Source organism: Marinibacterium profundimaris (assembly GCF_002210095.1).
Lineage (GTDB): Bacteria > Pseudomonadota > Alphaproteobacteria > Rhodobacterales > Rhodobacteraceae > Marinibacterium > Marinibacterium profundimaris.
In genome coordinates, this window is the sequence record NZ_AQQR01000001.1 from 492,009 (window position 1) to 509,474 (window position 17,466).

The 17,466-nt window shown below is 67.7% G+C and carries 14 protein-coding genes; 12 read left to right on the forward strand and 2 right to left on the reverse strand.

What is annotated here, in order from left to right; translation table 11 throughout:
* Position 1 precedes the first annotated feature (1 nt).
* The 9 genes from ATO3_RS02305 to ATO3_RS02350 all read left to right on the forward strand — a co-directional run bounded on the left by ATO3_RS02305 (position 2) and on the right by ATO3_RS02350 (position 11,152).
* Entirely contained in the window at positions 2 to 961 is a 960-nt protein-coding gene (locus ATO3_RS02305) for a branched-chain amino acid ABC transporter permease (RefSeq protein ID WP_088648169.1), read from the forward strand.
* Positions 958 to 1,698, forward strand: a complete 741-nt coding sequence (locus tag ATO3_RS02310; RefSeq protein WP_088648170.1) for an ABC transporter ATP-binding protein — start codon at positions 958 to 960, stop codon at positions 1,696 to 1,698. The genes ATO3_RS02305 and ATO3_RS02310 overlap by 4 nt, the downstream gene beginning before the upstream one ends.
* Positions 1,698 to 2,399 carry an ABC transporter ATP-binding protein gene (locus ATO3_RS02315; RefSeq protein ID WP_088648171.1) on the forward strand — a complete coding sequence of 234 codons (702 nt, stop codon included), beginning with the start codon at positions 1,698 to 1,700 and terminating at the stop codon, positions 2,397 to 2,399. The genes ATO3_RS02310 and ATO3_RS02315 overlap by 1 nt, the downstream gene beginning before the upstream one ends.
* Before the next feature lie 439 nt (positions 2,400 to 2,838).
* Entirely contained in the window at positions 2,839 to 3,588 is a 750-nt protein-coding gene (locus ATO3_RS02325) for a 4'-phosphopantetheinyl transferase family protein (RefSeq protein ID WP_088648173.1), read from the forward strand.
* 145 nt (positions 3,589 to 3,733) lie between these two features.
* Positions 3,734 to 4,762, forward strand: coding sequence for a Fe(3+) ABC transporter substrate-binding protein (locus tag ATO3_RS02330; protein ID WP_088648174.1), 1,029 nt, complete (start codon positions 3,734 to 3,736; stop codon positions 4,760 to 4,762).
* 344 nt (positions 4,763 to 5,106) lie between these two features.
* Positions 5,107 to 6,372 carry an imelysin family protein gene (locus ATO3_RS02335; protein ID WP_088648175.1) on the forward strand — a complete coding sequence of 422 codons (1,266 nt, stop codon included), beginning with the start codon at positions 5,107 to 5,109 and terminating at the stop codon, positions 6,370 to 6,372.
* Between the two features lie 1,135 nt (positions 6,373 to 7,507).
* The gene (locus ATO3_RS02340; RefSeq protein ID WP_408630797.1) at positions 7,508 to 9,073 is read left to right on the forward strand and encodes a di-heme oxidoreductase family protein; all 1,566 of its coding nucleotides are present in this window, start codon (positions 7,508 to 7,510) and stop codon (positions 9,071 to 9,073) included.
* Complete coding sequence (locus ATO3_RS02345; protein WP_088648177.1) at positions 9,073 to 10,044, forward strand: imelysin family protein; 972 nt, start codon at positions 9,073 to 9,075, stop codon at positions 10,042 to 10,044. Before ATO3_RS02340 ends, ATO3_RS02345 begins: the two co-directional genes overlap by 1 nt.
* 28 nt (positions 10,045 to 10,072) lie before the next feature.
* Positions 10,073 to 11,152, forward strand: coding sequence for a DUF1513 domain-containing protein (locus ATO3_RS02350; protein WP_088648178.1), 1,080 nt, complete (start codon positions 10,073 to 10,075; stop codon positions 11,150 to 11,152).
* A 180-nt stretch (positions 11,153 to 11,332) separates the two neighbouring features.
* Here ATO3_RS02350 and ATO3_RS02355 read toward each other — a convergent pair whose 3' ends face one another.
* Together ATO3_RS02355 and ATO3_RS02360 are read right to left on the reverse strand one after the other, a co-directional pair.
* The gene (locus tag ATO3_RS02355) at positions 11,333 to 13,267 is read right to left on the reverse strand and encodes a multiheme c-type cytochrome (protein WP_088648179.1); all 1,935 of its coding nucleotides are present in this window, start codon (positions 13,265 to 13,267) and stop codon (positions 11,333 to 11,335) included.
* 129 nt (positions 13,268 to 13,396) lie between these two features.
* Positions 13,397 to 14,230 carry a YihY/virulence factor BrkB family protein gene (locus tag ATO3_RS02360; RefSeq protein ID WP_088648180.1) on the reverse strand — a complete coding sequence of 278 codons (834 nt, stop codon included), beginning with the start codon at positions 14,228 to 14,230 and terminating at the stop codon, positions 13,397 to 13,399.
* A 193-nt stretch (positions 14,231 to 14,423) separates the two neighbouring features.
* Between ATO3_RS02360 and ATO3_RS02365 the strand changes: the two genes are divergently transcribed.
* The 3 genes from ATO3_RS02365 (at position 14,424) to ATO3_RS02375 (ending at position 17,296) form a co-directional block, all read left to right on the forward strand.
* Positions 14,424 to 14,795 (forward strand): hypothetical protein, encoded by a 372-nt coding sequence (locus ATO3_RS02365; protein WP_088648181.1) that lies wholly within the window; start codon positions 14,424 to 14,426, stop codon positions 14,793 to 14,795.
* On the forward strand, positions 14,792 to 15,406 hold the full coding sequence (locus ATO3_RS02370) for a hypothetical protein (RefSeq protein WP_143747204.1): 615 nt from the start codon (positions 14,792 to 14,794) through the stop codon (positions 15,404 to 15,406). The genes ATO3_RS02365 and ATO3_RS02370 overlap by 4 nt, the downstream gene beginning before the upstream one ends.
* Positions 15,407 to 15,736: 330 nt before the next feature.
* Positions 15,737 to 17,296 carry an arylsulfatase gene (locus tag ATO3_RS02375; RefSeq protein WP_233152030.1) on the forward strand — a complete coding sequence of 520 codons (1,560 nt, stop codon included), beginning with the start codon at positions 15,737 to 15,739 and terminating at the stop codon, positions 17,294 to 17,296.
* Positions 17,297 to 17,466: the final 170 nt, after the last annotated feature.

A 17,466-nucleotide genomic window follows, 5' to 3' on the forward strand; every position in this document is an offset into this window, starting at 1 on the left:
GATGGCCCGCAAGATCCTGACCGTCGCGGTTCTCGCCGCGCTCGCCGTCCTGCCGCCGGTCTTCTACCTGACGGGCAATGCCTTCTACCTCGACCTCGCCACGCGGCTGGTGATCCTCGGGATCGCGGCCGTGTCGCTGAACCTGATCCTGGGCTTCGGCGGCATGATCTCCTTCGGCCATGCGGCCTTTGTGGGGCTGGGCGCCTATGCCGTGGGGATCCCCGCCTATCACTGGCTTTACTACACCGCCGGAGACTGGGCCGTATCGGGGCTGGCACAGATCCCCATCGCGGTCGCGGTGACGGCGTTGTTTGCCCTGCTCACCGGGCTGATCTGCCTGCGGACGCGGGGCGTCTATTTCATCATGATCACCATGGCCTTCGCGCAGATGGTCTATTACCTCATTGTCTCAATCGAGGAATACGGCGGCGACGACGGGCTGGTGATCGACACGCGCTCGCAGCTGCCCTTCCTCGATCTTGACGATCCGCTGCAGCTTTACGGGCTGGCCTATGTCTCGCTGCTGGTCGCGATGGGGCTGGTGGCGATGATCGTCAAGTCGCGCTTCGGCATGGTCATCCAGGGGGCGAAGGGCAATGACGAACGCATGCGCACGCTGGGGTTCAACACCTATGCCTACCGGCTGACGGCCTACGTGATCTCGGGCGCGATGTGCGGCTATGCGGGCGCGCTTCTGGGCAATTTCACCACCTTCATCTCGCCCGAGATGATGGACTGGACCCGTTCGGGCGAGCTGATGTTCATGGTGATCCTCGGCGGCGCGGGCACCGTGCTGGGCCCGGTTCTGGGCGCCACGGTCTTCATCGTGCTGGAGGAAGTGCTGTCCTCGATCACCATCCACTGGCACCTGCCCTTCGGGCTGATGCTGATCGCCGTGGTGCTCTTCGTGCGCGGCGGGCTGATGGGCCTCTTCGCCGTTCTGTTCGGGGGCCGCAAATGACCGTGCTCGAGGTGACCGGCCTGAACAAGAGCTTCGGCGGCATCAAGGCCACCGACGATCTGACCCTCACGCTGGAACCCGGAGAGCTGCACGCAGTGATCGGGCCCAACGGCGCGGGCAAGACGACGCTGATCTCGCAGCTTTGCGGGCTGCAGTTTCCCGACACCGGCGCGATCCGCTTCCTGGGCCGCGACATCACGCGCATGACGCCGCACCGGCGGGCGCGGATGGGCATGGCGCGGTCGTTCCAGATCACCTCGCTGATCATGGACATGTCGGTGGAGGACAACGTGGCGCTGGCGGTGCAGGCCCGCGCCGGCACGTCCTTCCGCTTCATCCGCCCGGCGCGGCGCATCGCGTCCCTGCGCGAGCCGGCCCGCGCGATGCTGGACCGGGTCGGATTGCTGGACAAGGCGGATCACCCGACCGTGGCGCTCAGCCATGGCGAGCACCGCAGGATGGAGATCGCCATCGCCCTGGCGACACAGGCCCGACTGATGCTGCTGGACGAGCCGATGGCGGGCCTGGGCGGAGAGGACGCGGCCGAGATGGTCGCCTTGCTGCGCTCCATCAAGGGCGACCGCACGATCCTGCTGATCGAACATGACATGGACGCGGTCTTTGCACTGGCGGACCGCATCTCGGTCCTGGTCTATGGCCATATCATCGCCACCGGCGCCCCGGACGAGATCCGCGCCAACGCGGCGGTGCAGCAGGCCTATCTGGGGGAAGACTGATGCTGCAGGTCCGCGATCTGACGGCGCATTACGGCACGTCGCAGGCTCTGTTCGGCATGGATTTCGCGCTGCAGGCGGGTCAGGTCGCGACGCTGCTGGGGCGCAACGGGATGGGCAAGACCACGACGATCCACGCGATCATGGGGATCGTGAAGGCCTCTGGCGGGTCGATTCTGTTCGACGGGCAGGAGCTGGTCGGCCGGCCGTCGTTCCGGACCGCGAACCTTGGCATCGGGCTGGTGCCCGAGGGGCGGCAGATCTTCCCGAACCTGACGCTGATGGAAAACCTCGTGGCGACGGCGTCGAACCACCTTGGTCAGGCCGATCCCTGGAGCGTGGAGAAGGTCTTTGCCCTGTTTCCCGAGCTGGAGACCAGGGTGGGGTCGATGGGCAACCTGCTGTCGGGCGGAGAGCAGCAGATGCTGGCGATCGGGCGGGCGCTGATGACCAATCCGCGGCTGCTGATCCTCGACGAGGCGACCGAGGGGCTGGCGCCATTGGTGCGGCAGAAGATCTGGGCGGCGCTTGCCCGGATCCGGGCCGAGGGGATGTCGATCCTGGTGGTCGACAAGAACCTGGCCGACCTGCTGCGGATCGCCGACCGCCATTTCATCGTGCAGCGCGGCCGCGTCGCCTGGTCGGGCACAAGCCTGGAGCTGCAGGCGGATGCCGCCGTGCGCGCGCAATACCTGGGCTTCTGACCGCCTGCCCGGCCACAGCCGCCCGCCTGCCGTCGCCGCGCGATGGGCCGATGTCGGCGGCCCGGCACGACGGGGCGGCGATCCACGCCTGGAGCCTGCCGATGATTACGGGGCGCCGACCTGGTGCGTCGCACCGGGATCAGGCGAAATCCGCCCGGGATCGCGGCATGAATTCCGTTGAAGGAAGGTCTTTTCTGATCGAAGATGCATCATGCGACCCAGATTGCGCCCCGATTTCCGACGCCTGTCCGCCGCGATCTTTCCGCCCTGTCGCGCCGTCCTTGCTCATACCCCGGTTCCACCCGCGCTGCCTTGCGCGGCGCTGGCCCTGCTGATCCCGGCCACGCCTCTGCGCGGGGCCGCGATCCAATGGCCCGAACCGCTCTTTCAGTCCATCGACCGGCGCCTGCCGGCCACACGGACGCCCTGAGGCCGGCCCATGGCAATTAATGTCGATCTCTGGCTGTGGAACCTGGACCGGCAATTCCAGGACCTCGACGCCCTGGCCCGCCCCCTGACCGAGGCCGAGCGGCGCAGGTCCGAAAGCTTCATCAAGCCGGTGGACCGCGCGCGATTCGTCGCCGCGCGCGGGCGCTTGCGCGAGATCCTGGCCAGCTACGTGGACCGCCCCGCCCATATGCTCGACTTCGAGACAGTCGGCCGGGGCAAGCCGGTGCTGCGCGAGGGGCCGGCGTTCAACCTTTCCCATGCCGGAGGCTGGGCCGCACTGGTCGTGGCCCCCGACGCGCCGCGGCTGCAGATCGGCGTGGACATCGAGGCGATCCGCCCGATCAACCCCGCCGTCGCGGTCCGCAGCTTCTCACTCGTCGAACAGGCCGAGCTGCGCCAGCTGCTGCCTGCGGGCTGGATGCGCGGTTTCTTCAACGGCTGGACCCGGAAGGAAGCGGTGATCAAGGCCACCGGCGACGGGCTGGCCGCCGACCTGCAAAGCTTTGACGTGACGCTGATGCCCGACCTGCCGGCGCGGATGCTGGACAGCCGCGGCCCCCTGCCCGGCGCCGCCAGCTGGCAGATCGTCAACCTCGACACCGGGCCCGGCTTCTGCGGCGCCGTCGCCGCCATTACCCACGGAGACCCCCTGGGCCCCATCGTGCTGCGCCAGGGCCGCCTGCCGCTGCTGGGCACACCGCTGCCCGCCCATGGCGGCGTGGGGTCTCCTTCAGGTTGATCCTGTTCCCGCAAAAGGCGCATTGACTCCGCCGGGATCATCCTCCTATCTGTGCACCATATCCGATTAAAACAATCAGATATACGGATACCGACACAAGGAAGGAACGGCGCACCCCGCGGCGCGCCGAAACTGGGAGATACGCATGTCCACATACCCCCGCCCGGCCCTTTGGGCCATCCTCGCCGCAAGCGTGGCGCTGAGCCCGGCCGCCGTGGCCGCCGAGGGCGAGGTCAACCTCTACTCCTCGCGCCATTACGACACCGATGAGCGGCTTTATTCCGATTTCGAGGAGGCCACCGGCATCACCGTGAACCGGATCGAGGGCAATGCCGACGAGCTGATCGCCCGGCTGGAAGCCGAGGGCCGCAACTCGCCCGCCGACGTGGTGATCACGGTCGATACATCGCGGCTGACCCGCGCCAAGGAGGCCGGCGTGCTGCAACCGATCGAAAGCGAGGTGCTCGAGGCGCGGATCCCCGGCTACCTGCAGGACGAGGACAACCAATGGTTCGGCTTCTCGCAGCGCGCGCGGATCATCTTCTACGACAAGGACGACGTGGAAAACCCGCCCGCCACCTATGCCGACCTGGCCAAGCCTGAATACGAGGGGATGATCTGCATCCGCTCCTCGACCAACGTCTACATGCAGACGCTGCTGGCCGCCATGATCGAGCACATGGGCGAGGAACAGGCCAAGGAATGGGCCACCGGCGTGCTGAACAACTTCGCCCGCGATCCGCAGGGCGGTGACACCGACCAGCTGCGCGGCCTGGTGTCCGGGGAATGCGACATCGTGCTGGGCAATACCTATTACTTCGCCCGCGCGATCCGCACCGATGTCAGCGGCGTGACCGAGGACATCGACCGCATCGGCTGGGTCTTTCCGGACCAGGGCGGCAACGGCGCGCATATGAACCTGTCGGGCGCCGGCGTGGCCGCCCACGCACCCAACCGCGAGAACGCGATTCTCTTCCTGGAATACCTCGCCTCCGACCAGGCGCAGCAGTATTTCTCGGCCGGCAACGACGAATACCCGGCAGTGCCCGGCGTGGGCATCAGCCCCTCGGTCGCGGCGCTGGGCTTCTTCAAGCCCGATGACGTGGATCTCTCGGCCGTGGCCGGCAACCTGGCCGACGCGCAGCGGATCTATAACGAGATCGGCTGGAAGTAAGCCGAACCGGATCAACGAAGGGCGCGCCTGTCACGGGCGCGCCCTTTTTCTTTGCGGAAGGCGCGGGTGGAGAGCCCTGATCGCGGGCAAGGCTCCCGCCCGCCCTCCCCGCCTCGCCCGCGATCCGGCGCAGGTTGCACCGACCGCGCCCGGCCACATCCGCAAGGCGAGCGGCCGGGTCCGTCAGGCCGAAAATCCTCGCCACGCCATATCCGACACAAACTCTCGGGATTGACATACCCGATTACTTCACTCAACCATCGCCCCTGCATGCCGTCCGGTCCCGATCGACCCCGATCCGGTGCGGGCGGCGGAATTGACTGCCATAACAAGGGACAGCCCACATGAACCTCAAGTCGCTCGCCATCCTGGGCACCACGGCGCTGACCGCCATTCCGGCCTGGGCCGCGACCTCGAAAACCGACGTCCTGACCACCTATGCCGATATTGCCCATGCGGGCTACGAAGACAGCTTGACCTCGGCCAAGGCCCTGCAATCCGCCGTCGACGCGCTGATCGCCGAGCCGTCGGCCCAAGCGCTGCAGGCCGCCCGCCAGGCCTGGCTCGAGGCGCGCGTGCCCTACCAGCAGACCGAGGTCTACCGCTTCGGCAACGCGATCGTCGATGACTGGGAAGGCAAGGTGAACGCCTGGCCGCTGGACGAGGGGCTGATCGACTATGTCGACCCGACCTACGGCGGCGCGACCGAGGAAAACGAATACGCCGCCCTCAACGTCATCGCCAACCCGACCTTCACCCTCTCGGGCGAAGAGATCGACGCCACCGACATCACGCCCGAGCTTCTGGAAGGCGCGCTGCACGAGGCCGACGAGGTCGAAAGCAACGTGGCCACCGGCTATCACGCCGTGGAATTCCTGCTGTGGGGCCAGGACCTGAACGGCACCGACTACGGCGCCGGCAACCGCCCCTGGACCGACTATGCGACCGGCGACGATTGCACCAACGGCAATTGCGACCGGCGCGGCGATTACCTGAAGGCGGCGACCGACCTTCTGGTCTCGGACCTGGAGTGGATGACCGCGCAATGGGCCGAAGGCGGCGAGGCGCGCTCGACCGTGCTGTCGGACGAAGACGCAGGGATCTCGGCCATGCTGACCGGCATGGGCTCGCTTTCGTACGGCGAACAGGCCGGCGAGCGGATGAAGCTGGGCGTCATGCTGAACGACCCCGAGGAAGAGCATGACTGTTTCTCGGACAACACGTTCAACAGCCATTTCTATGACGCCATGGGCGTGCGCAACGTCTACCTGGGCAGCTATACCCGCATCGACGGCACCGTCGTGTCGGGCGCGTCGCTGTCCGAGCTGGTGGCCGAGGCCGACCCGGCCGTCGACGAAGAGCTGAAGGCGAAGCTGGACGCGACGATGATCGAGATGTCCGAGATGAAGACCGCGGCCGAGGCCGGGTTTTCCTATGACATGATGCTGGCGCGCGGCAACGACGCGGGCGAGGCGCTGATCATGGGCGCGGTGAATGCGCTGGTCGACCAGACCGCCTCGATCGAACGTGCGGTGTCGGCCCTGGGGGCCAACCAGATCGACTTCGAAGGCTCCGACAGCCTCGACAACCCCGACGCGGTGTTCCAGTAACGCCGGACCGCGGGCGGCTCCTCCCCGGGCCGTCCGCCAGGCGGGCCCATCGCACGCATATCCGTCGCAGGACGTTGCGTGCGCCCGGCCCGCCTCGCCTTTTTCGCGGGTGCTCCACGAGCCCTTGGCCTCTGGCCGGTGATCATGTCCCGAAAGAAGGGCAGGCATCGCGAGGTCATCGTGGAGAAACCTTCCGAGCAGCACCGGATGGGCCGGTCCTTGCCGTCGTGCCCCGGCCCATCCGCGTTGCGCAGGGGCTTTGCCGGGGCGAGGGTCGCCAGACCGAGGCATCGCCCCAAGCCGCACGGTCCCTGCACACGGCGGCGCTTCCCGCTATATGGCCCAATGCGAAAACGGCGCGAAAGAGGTCTCTCGCGCCGCGTTGATCGCGGATGGGTCCTGGGGGCGTGGCCGGACGGCTGCCGACGGCGCTGGGGCGGGATCGGGACGATGCGGATCGCTCCGTCGTCGTCGCAGATCGCCAGGCCTGGCTACGCAGGTGGCGTGTCCTTGCTGCGGACCTGGGGTCCGGTCAGACCGGAGCGCTGGGGGACTCCGGCAAGCGCGTTAAGCGCGTGGCTGGCCCGGGCTGCAGCAGTCGTACGACGCGGCGCAAGCCCTTGAACTGGCTGGTCGAAGGCACGGGGCCTGATGTCTGGGGGTCAACGGACTGGCTGGCTGGGCCGGTGGGGCAGCTGGGCTGGCGACATCCGTTGACGACTACATATCACGGGAATTTCCGGTGCCAACCCCTTTTAGAATAATTCTAATCCAGATTAAAACACTCGGATACCGGCCCCCGCACCGTCCCCATGTCCCGGGCCTGCGTCGCTCAGCGTCCGGTCAAATCCCCGCCCGCCCCTCTTGGCATGGCCCAGGCCCTGTGGCAGGCCTGCGCCACGCGGGCCCGGTCTTCATCCGGCGCCGCGCCCGGCATTCAGACACCGAAAGGACACGCCCGGCGATCCCGCGGCCGGCCGCACCCGCCCCCTTGGCAGCCGGTCCCCGAAGACCCCGCAGTGGCACCATGCCGCAGCCCTGCCGCCCGTTTCTGGCGGGATCCCCCTCGCATTCCCCTTTTCCGACCATAAAGATAAGATTACCGAGCCAAGAGCCAATGCAAAGCTTCCACGCCGTGACCCACCGTACCCTGACCGTTTCGCTGATCGCCCTCGCGGCCCTGGCCGCCCCCCTTGCCGCGCCGTCCGCCCGGGCCGATACCGTCACCCTCGGCGCCCTGCCCGCGCCCGAGGATCTGCACATGACCGTCGTGCCCCGCACCAAGGCCGAACAAGCGCGGATCGACAAGGTCACGCGGCCCACCACCGATTTCACCGCGCCCGAAACCTACGAGACCAAGCAGGGCGGCGCCGCCTCGGTCCGCCGGGGCGACACGGCGGATGCCTTCTCGCAGCCCTCGGCCAACATGTCCTTCGAACGCGAGCTCGACTTCCGCGTCGGCAACGGCCTGTTCAAGAAGCTCTGGGTCTCCTCGCCCTCCTCGACGCTGGCCTCCGACGGGCTTGGCCCGCTTTACAACGCACGCTCGTGCCAGCGCTGTCACCTGAAGGACGGGCGCGGGCATCCCCCTGAATCGCCCGAGGATTCCGCTGTCTCCATGCTGGTCCGCCTGTCGGTCCCCGACGACGGCACCGCCGCGGTCCCCGACATCGAAGGCTATCTCGCCGACCGGCCCGATCCGGTCTATGGCGGCCAGCTGCAGGATTTCTCGATCGCCGGTCACGCCGCCGAGGCGCGGATCAGGATCACCTACACCGAGGAAGAGATCGTGCTGGCCGGCGGCGAGACCGTCTCGCTCCGCCGCCCCGATCTGCAGCTGGTCGATCCCGGCTACGGGCCGCTGCGCGACGATCTGATGGTTTCGGCCCGGGTCGCGCCGCAGATGATCGGGCTTGGCCTGCTGGATGCGGTGCCGGCGGCCGATATCCTGGCGCTGGCCGATCCCGACGACGCGGATGGCGACGGCATTTCGGGCCGGCCCAACGTGGTCTGGTCGCTGGACCACGATCGCCCGATGCTGGGCCGCTTCGGTCTGAAGGCCGGCCAACCCTCGATCCGCGAGCAATCCGCCGCCGCCTTTTCGGGCGACATCGGCATCTCGACCGCGCTGCACCCGGCGGGCTCGGGCGACTGCACCGCCGCGCAGGCCGACTGCATGGCCGCGCCCAACGGCAACGATCCCGAAAACGGCGATGTCGAGATCGGCGAAGACGGGCTGGACCTTGTCACCTTCTATTCCAACAACCTCGCCGTGCCGGAACGCGGCGACCTGGACGACCCCCAGGTCCTGCGCGGCAAACAGGTCTTCTACGAGTCCGGCTGCACCGCCTGCCACAATCCCAAATTCGTCACCCACCGGCTGGAAAACCAGCCCGAACAAAGCTTTCAGCTGATCTGGCCCTATACCGACATGCTCCTGCACGACATGGGGCCGGACCTGGCCGACAACCGCCCCGAGGCGCGCGCCACCGGATCGGAATGGCGCACGCCGCCGCTCTGGGGGATCGGGCTGACCGAACAGGTCTCGGGCCATACCTATTTCCTGCACGACGGCCGCGCGCGGTCCCTGATGGAGGCGATCCTGTGGCACGGGGGCGAGGCCGCGGCCGCCCGCGACCGGATCATTGCCACGCCCAAGCCCGACCGCGACGCCCTGATCCGTTTCCTGGAGAGCCTCTGATGCGCCGACTTGCCCTGATCCCGCTGCTGCTGCCCCTGCCCGCGCTTGCCGGGCTGGACGAGGTCGCGACCGACCATGCCCTGCCCCGCTACGAGGCGCTGGCGCAAAGCACCGAAACCCTGGCCGCGACCGCCGCCACCGATTGCCGGGGCGAGGCCACGTTGGCGGCCTACACCGCCGCCTTCGACGACTGGATGGGCGTGTCGCATATCCAGTTCGGCCCGATCGAGGATCTGAACCTCTCGCTCGCCATAGCCTACTGGCCCGATCCGAAGAACCGCACCGGCAAGGCGCTGCGCGGGCTGATCGCCGACGCGGATCCGGTCGTGAACGAGGCCGAAGACTACCGCGATGTCTCGATCGCGGCGCAGGGGTTCTATGCGCTGGAACGGCTGCTTTACGACGACAGCCTGCCGCAGGGCGATTACACCTGCGCCCTGACCGCCGCCGTCGCGCGGGGGCTGGCCGATACCTCGGCCATGCTGGCCACGGCCTGGGTGGATTACGCCGGTACGCTGACGCAGCCCGGCCCCGACAACCCCGTCTACCCGACCGGGGCCGACGCCACGCGCAAGGTCTATACCGCCCTGCTGTCGGGCCTGGAATTCACCCGCGACCAGCGTCTGGGCCGCCCTCTTGGCACGTTCGACCGTCCCCGCCCCAACCGGGCCGAGGCGCAGCTGTCGGGCCGCAGCCAGCGCAACGTGGTCCTGTCGCTGGCCGCGCTGGAAGACCTGGCGCTGGCGCTGGCCGACGCGCCGATCCCGCAGAGCCAGGCCGCCTTTGACCGCGCGCGGGCGCGCGCCGCGTCGCTTGACGACCCGGTTCTCGCCGGGGTCGCGGACCCGATGGCGCGCTTCCGGATCGAGGCGCTGCAGCAGGACCTGCGCGACATCCAGACCGAACTCGCCACCGAGCTTGGCGCGGCGCTTGGCGTCTCGGCCGGGTTCAATTCCATGGACGGCGACTGAGACGAGAGACCGAAGACCGGAGACCGACATGCCCGACAGACGCAGCTTTCTCGGCGCCCTGCTGGCCGCCGGCAGCCTTGCCACCACCGGCTGGGCCGCGGCGGGCGGGCCCGCCTACCTGGCCGCCGCGCGCAAACCCTCGGGCGATTACGCCCTCGTCGGGCTCGACACCCTGGGCGACATCGCCTTCGACATCCCCCTGCCCGCGCGCGGCCATGCCGCCGCCGCCCATCCGGTCAAGGCCGAGGCCGTGGCCATCGCCCGCCGCCCCGGCACATTCGCTCTGGTGCTCGATTGCCGCACCGGCGAGGTCCGCCACCGGATCGACGCACCCCGGGGGCGGCATTTCTATGGCCACGGCGCCTTTTCGAAGGACGGCACGCGGCTTTACACGCCGGAAAACGACATCGCCACCGGCGCGGGCCGCATCGGCATCTGGTCGCGCGACGACGGCTATGCGCGGATCGGCGACGTGCCCTCGGGCGGCATCGGCCCGCACGAGATCCTGCGCCTGCCCGGGTCGCGCCTGCTGGCCATCGCCAACGGTGGCATCCGCACCCATCCCGACACGGGGCGCGAGAAGCTGAACCTGGGCACGATGCGCCCCAACCTGACGCTGATGGACGAAGACGGCGTGATCCGCGATCAGGCCGCGTTGCCCGACGCGCTGCACCTCAACTCGCTGCGCCATATCTCGGCCGCCGCCGACGGGCGCGTCGCCTGTGCCTTCCAGTGGCAGGGCGACCCTTACGATCCCGCGCCGCTGCTGGCGGTCTATGCCGAAGGCCAGGGCCTGCGCCTTCTGGACGTGCCCGAGGGGCGGCTGATGGCGATGGACGGCTACGCGGGGTCGGTGGCCTTCTTCGACGGCGACCGCCGCATCGCGGTGACCTCGCCGCGCGGCAGCGTGCTGCAGGTCTATGACGCGCGGACCGGGTTCGAGCGGCAGGTGGCGCAGGCGGATGTCTGCGGCGTGGCGCCGGGGCCTCTGGGCGCGCTTTGCACCGACGGGCTGGGCCGCGTGAGCCGGATCGAGGCCACGGGAATCACCGGTCTGGCCCGGCATGAGCTGGCCTTCGACAACCATCTGGTGGCGCTTCCGCTTTAGGCGGCGGCGCGGGCTGATGGGTCCGGATGGAGTATTTTTGCAAAGATGAAGACAGAGGTTGCGCGACGGCCCGGCCCCCGAGATACTGACGGAAGATATTGACAGAAGGTTAAGACGCGCCTGTAACGCCTTGATTTCCTTAAGGCTGGGTGATGTCCCACGCGTGGGACACCCCTGGGCTCAGCGGGGCAGCTGGCTGTCCAGTTGCTGCAGGTTCGGATCCTCGGGCAGCACCTGAAGCGCCTCGGTCAGGACCTGCCGCGCGGCGCGGGGGCCGGCGGTGGCATGGGCCAGCCGGACCAGCATCACCCAGGCCTCGGCCCGCTGCGGATCCATCTCGACCACCTGCCGGAAGGCCGAGGTGGCGGCCTCGGCATTGCGCTGCGACAGGGCGAGGCCGGCCAGCACCAGGTGGGTTTCCGGGTAGTCCAGCCTGGTCACGAGCGAGCGCTGCCACTCTTCCATCCCGGCGCGCAGCAGGGCGACCTGCGAGGGCGCCAGCCCCTGTGGCGAAACATCGACCAGCGAGCGCGCGGTTTCGACGCGGACCATGCGCAGCGGGTCGGACAGAAGCGGCATCAGCCGCCGCACCCTGATTTCTGCCGGCGCCCCCGCCTGCAGCCGGGCCGAGGCGGCGCGGACCAGCGGGTCGGGATCCGAGACCAGCGGCAGGGCCCGGTCCGGAAGATCCGGCAGGCCGGAGGGGGCAAGCATCTCGGCCGCCGTGGCGCGCACGATGCCGGGCTGGCGCTCGTCCAGCGCAAGCGCCAGCAGCGCCTCGCCCGCCGCCGCCGGATCGGCCCGCCCGGCGGCAAGCGCCTCGCCATAATGGGGCGTGGACTGACGGCCATTCGGGAAACGCGCGGCGATCTCGGCGGCGGCCCAGTCCTGGCTCCGGTCGGCATGGCAATCGGTGCAGGTGTCCGGCGCGCCGATCCGGGCGCCGATATCCGGGCGCGGCACGCGGAAGGAATGGTCGCGCCGCCCGTCGACGCCCATGTAGACCCGCTCGGCCATGTGGCAGGAGATGCATTGGGCGCCCTGGCTCTCCGCTTCGTGGAAATGGTGGTCGGGCGTGTCGTAGGCGGCCTTGCGCAGCGTCGGGAAATCCGGGTTTCCGGCCGGCGAATGGCACTGGGTGCAAAGCGCATTGCCCTCGGCCACCAGCTCGGCGGAATGCGGATCGTGGCAATTCGCGCAGCCCACGCCCTCGGCATACATCTTCGATTGCAGAAAGGAGCCGTAGACATAGACCTCGTCCCGGATCTGCCCGTCGGGCTCATAAAGGCCGGGGCGCAGGAGCGAGAGCGTATAGGCATCGTGATAGGGCGTGCCGGGCAGCGGGTTGCCATCGGCCATGGGCTCGCGCCGGGAATGGCAGCCGGCGCATTGGCCGACATAGGCGTCGCGCTCGGCCGCGTCGAAGCTCATCGAGAAGCCGTAAGGATCAAGGCCGTCTTCCTCCACGGGCAAATCCGGGTCCCCGGCCCAGGCCAGATGCGCGGCACCGGGGCCATGGCAGGCCTCGCAGCCCACCCCGATCTCGGCCTGGGTGGAGCGGTAGCGCTGGCTCTGGATCCCGAAATTACGTTTGTAACCGGTGGCGTGGCATTCGGCGCAGCGGGCGTTCCAGTTCTTGTATGGCCCGGTCCAGTGCAGCCCGTCGTCCGGCGGCAGGTCCTGGTCGGGATAAAGGTGGAACCATGCGCCCTGCTCCACATCCCAGACCACGTCGAAGCTTTGCAGCCGGCCCGGTTCGGTCTCGAGCAGGTATTGCTGCAGGGGGGCGACACCGACGACCGAATGGATCTTGTAGTCGGTGCTGGTGCCGTCGGTTTCCGTCACCGTCACCGCGTAGGTGCCATCCGACAGGCGGAAGGCGGCGGTCATGTCGCCGAGTTCAAACCGGGTGCCGTCGAAATCGGCGAGGATGTTGGCCTCTTCCGCGTCGGTCCAGGCCAGCGCGTGGTGCGATCCCGACCAGGCCTCGGCAATATCGGCGTGACAGTCGATGCAGCTTTCGCTGCCGACGTAATCCGGGGCTGCAAGGGCCGCCATCGCCGGCCAGGCCAGCAGGAGACAGAGCAGGAGGCGCAGGCGGGCGAAAAGGGTCATGGCGGCTTGCTCCGGACCGGCGGGGTACACACCCCACCATGGCTAACAGATTGACGCGACCTTGCAATCCTTGCGCGGACCGGACGGGGCGACGCGATGTTGCGCCCGTCCGAAAGGCACCGCGGGGCCTTAGCCGTCGTGCGCGGCCTGACCGTAGAGTTTCTCGCTCAGGGCGTTGTTGAACGCGGCGCCGTAGATCAGGATCGCCGACATCAGGTACAGGAAGATCAGCGCCGACATCGCCCCGGCCAGGCCCGCATAGGTGGCCGAGTAGCTGGCGAAGTTCGAGATGTAGATCGAGAAGGCCCGCGCCACGATCGCCCATGTCACCACGGTCAGCAGCACGCCGGGCCAGATCTTGACCTTTTTGCCCACCTTGCCCGGCAGCCAGTAATGGCAGGCCGTCACCACCAGCACCGCCATGCCCCCGCCAATGGTCAGCCGCGCGGCGCGGCTTTCGAACAGCAGCTCGTAGAACCACGGCAGCGCGTTGTGCACGAAATTCAGGTAGAAGGGCAGTGCGACCGCCAGGATCGCGACCACCACGACCAGCGCGGACCCGACCAGCACGAAGATCAGGCACAGCAGGCGCTGCTTCCAGAACGGGCGGTTGTCCTCTTCGCGATAGGCGGTCGTCATCGCCTCGCGGATCGCATCCACCCCGTTGGAGGCGAAGTACAGCGCCAGCACACCACCGACCGAGATCAGCCCGCTGGTGTCCGAGGTCGTCACCGCCCGCAATTCCCGCGTCAGCGGATCGGCCACCTGCGAGGGCCAGCCGCCCATCGTCAGCTCGATCAGCCGGTTCACATCGAGGCCCTGCGCGAACTGGCCGGCCAGCGCGACCATGAAGAGCATGAAAGGAAACAGCGCCAGCATCATGGACATGGCGACATGGCTGCTCATGATCCATCCCCCCTTGTCCTGGAAGCGCAGAAAGGCGTCGATGGGAATACGTGTCATGAGAGTCCTTCTCGGATCGCGAATAATCCTTGCCCCGGCGTTAGCACGCGTCAGCAAGGTTTGGCACCCCGGCGCAAAGATTTCGGTATAGGAACGGAACTTTGGCTGGCGCGAATGGTTTCATTGACACAGATTTAAAAGGCGGTCCCAATCGGGGCAGCCCGTGATACAAAGAAGGAAAGCGGAGACAACCATGTCCAGCAAGTCCGATCTCGAAAGCGAAGTCGCAGCGCTGAAAAAGCAGCTGGCTCAAATCCGTGACCAGTCGAGCCACGTCGCCGACAGGCTGGCCGAACGCGCCAACGGCTACGTGGGAGACGCCGTGAACAGCGGCCGCAGCCGTGCGCAGGCCGCATATCAGAACGGCGTGCAAACCGCGCAGGACGCCTATGAAACCGGCGTTCAGACGGCCCATGATCTGGCCGTGGACACCGCCGTCCGCGCCCGCGAGGCCGAGGATACGATGGCAAACACCATCCGCGAACGTCCCTTCCTGTCGGTGGGCCTCGCCTTTGCCGCAGGCATGGTGCTGTGCCGCATGAGCTCGGCCGGTCGCCGTTCGTGACACTGAAGAAGACACCGGGCCGGATCAGCCGGTCACTGACCGTATTGTTGCGCGCCGAGCGGCTGATTGCCGCCCGGCGCGTCGCCGTGTTCCGCCGCCAGACCGGTCTGATGATCGTGGCGGGTGTTTTCGTGGCCGTGGCCGTGGTGATGCTGAACGTCGCCTCCTACCAGGCGCTGTCGACCATGATGTCCACCGCGTTGGCCGCGCTGTGCGTGGCGCTTGGCAACCTTGTGATCGCGGCCATCATCGGCCTGATCGCGGGCCGCATGGGGTCCGAGAAGGACCTGCGCTCGGCGACCGAGATGCGCGACATGGCGCTGGACGAGCTTGAGGCCGAGCTTGACGATCTGGTGGACGAACTGCGCGGCACCGCGCAGGAGGTGCGCCAGTTCGCGCGCGATCCGCTCGGCTCGGTCCTGCCGGGGCTGCTGAACCTGGTGCTGAACACCCTGCTTTCCGGCAAGGGCGGCGGAGGCGCCGGCCACGCGGGGGCACCGCCCAGCCCGCCACAGCCAGGCCCGGGCCCCAGCCCCGCAGCACCGCCTCCGCATCCGCCGCGCATGCAGCCCGATCCCGATTTCCCCGAGGATCCCGGCGCCCCCCGGTAGAGGCGCGACCGGGACCCGGCGAGGCCCGACCGAAGGGTCTGCGCCCACCCCGTCACGCGGTACAGACAAGATGAACCGGACACCGGACCCGCTCCGGCGTCCGGTTTTTCATTTCCCAATCTGGCCACCCGCAAACTGCCACCCCCAAACTGGCTACCGACGCGCCCGCGTCTTTCCGCTCACGTCGACGTGATTGCAAACACACCATTGATGTTAACTTAATGTTAAGAAATCATCCTATGATTGATAATGCCTTGAATAATGTGTTGGGGGGGAATCATCTTGTTCATTGAAATCGGAAAAGGCCTGCGGATCCTGTCGGCCGCGGCGGTGCTTGCCGCTGTCTCGGCAGGGGTCGGATGGGCGCAGGACACTGAAAAGCCGAACATCCTTGTGATCTGGGGCGACGATGTGGGGCAATCCAACATCTCGGCCTATACACGCGGCCTGATGGGTTACCAGACGCCCAATATCGACCGGATCGCCGAGGAAGGCATGATGTTCACCGACTATTACGGCGAACAATCCTGCACCGCCGGCCGGTCCTCCTTCATCATGGGTCAGTCCGTGTTCCGCACCGGCCTGTCCAAGGTCGGCCTGCCCGGCGCCGAGGAAGGCATGCAGGAAGAGGATCCGACCATCGCGGGCCTGCTGAAGGCCGAGGGCTACGCCACCGGCCAGTTCGGCAAGAACCACCTGGGCGACCGCGACGAACACCTGCCCACCAACCACGGCTTTGACGAGTTCCTCGGCAACCTCTACCACCTCAACGCCGAGGAAGAGCCCGAGAACCTGGATTACCCGGGCGACGCTCTCATGCCCGACGGCAGCACCTTCCGCGAGCGCTTTGGCCCGCGCGGGGTGATCCGGTCCTTCGCCGGGGGCGAGATCGAGGACACCGGCCCGCTGACCCGGGAGCGCATGGAAGTCATCGACGACGAAACCGTCGCCGCCGCCATCGACTTCATCCGCCGCCAGGAAGAGGCCGGCGTGCCCTGGTTCGTCTGGTGGTCGGGCACGCGGATGCATTTCCGCACCCATGTCTCGGACGAGAAATGGGAGATGGCCAACGAGATCGTCGGCAAGACGGTCGACGAATACACCGCCGGCATGATCGAGCATGACATGCATATCGGCGAATTCCTCGCCGTGCTCGACGAGCTCGGGATCGCCGACAACACGATCGTGTTCTATTCCACCGACAACGGGCCGCATATGAACACCTGGCCCGATGCCGGCATGACCCCCTTCTGGGGCGAAAAGAACACCCAGTGGGAAGGCGCCTGGCGCGTGCCCGCGATGGTGCGCTGGCCCGGACAGATCCCGGAGCGCACCGTCTCGAACGAGATCGTGCACCACATGGACTGGCTGCCCACCTTCCTGGCCGCCGCCGGAAACGAAACCATCAAGGAAGAGCTGCTCGACGGCATCACCGTGGACGAGGTCGGCGAGGGGCGCGACTACAGGGTTCATCTGGACGGCTACAACATCCTGCCGATGCTGACCGGCGAGGCCGAGGAGAGCCCCCGCCGCGAGATCTTCTATTTCACCGACGACGGCGACCTCGCGGCACTGCGCTACGGCGACTGGAAGATCACCTTCCTCGAGCAGAAGGAATGGGCCACCTTCCGCGCCTGGATCGAGCCTCTGACACCCCTGCGCACCCCGCTGATCTTCAACCTGCGCCGCGACCCCTACGAGCGCGGCTACCGCACGTCGAACACCTATTACGACTGGATGCTCGACCGCGCCTACATGCTGGTGCCGGCCCAGACCTACGTGGCCAATTTCCTCGCCACCTTCGAGGAATTCCCGCCCCGGCAGGAGGCCGCCTCGTTCAGCCTCGACAAGGTCATGGAGAAGCTCTCCTCGCCTCCGGGCACGCCGTGACCTGACGCGGAAACCTGATGGGACCCGGACCCTGAAACCGGCCCCGGCAAGACAGACCACCGACCGCCCCGGCATCCCCGGGGCGGTTTCGCGTTGCGGGCCCGTCCCGCGTCCTCGCGCCCCGCCATCCCCACCCGGCCGCCTGCCGCCCCTGCGCGGCAGGCGGGGCA

Coding starts and splice junctions, on each gene's coding strand:
- ATO3_RS02305 (WP_088648169.1), top strand. CDS start 2: ATGGCCCGCAAGATCCTGACCGTCGCGGTTCTCGCCGCGCTCGCCGTC.
- ATO3_RS02310 (WP_088648170.1), top strand. CDS start 958: ATGACCGTGCTCGAGGTGACCGGCCTGAACAAGAGCTTCGGCGGCATC.
- ATO3_RS02315 (WP_088648171.1), top strand. CDS start 1,698: ATGCTGCAGGTCCGCGATCTGACGGCGCATTACGGCACGTCGCAGGCT.
- ATO3_RS02325 (WP_088648173.1), top strand. CDS start 2,839: ATGGCAATTAATGTCGATCTCTGGCTGTGGAACCTGGACCGGCAATTC.
- ATO3_RS02330 (WP_088648174.1), top strand. CDS start 3,734: ATGTCCACATACCCCCGCCCGGCCCTTTGGGCCATCCTCGCCGCAAGC.
- ATO3_RS02335 (WP_088648175.1), top strand. CDS start 5,107: ATGAACCTCAAGTCGCTCGCCATCCTGGGCACCACGGCGCTGACCGCC.
- ATO3_RS02345 (WP_088648177.1), top strand. CDS start 9,073: ATGCGCCGACTTGCCCTGATCCCGCTGCTGCTGCCCCTGCCCGCGCTT.
- ATO3_RS02350 (WP_088648178.1), top strand. CDS start 10,073: ATGCCCGACAGACGCAGCTTTCTCGGCGCCCTGCTGGCCGCCGGCAGC.
- ATO3_RS02355 (WP_088648179.1), bottom strand. CDS start 13,267: ATGACCCTTTTCGCCCGCCTGCGCCTCCTGCTCTGTCTCCTGCTGGCC.
- ATO3_RS02360 (WP_088648180.1), bottom strand. CDS start 14,230: ATGACACGTATTCCCATCGACGCCTTTCTGCGCTTCCAGGACAAGGGG.
- ATO3_RS02365 (WP_088648181.1), top strand. CDS start 14,424: ATGTCCAGCAAGTCCGATCTCGAAAGCGAAGTCGCAGCGCTGAAAAAG.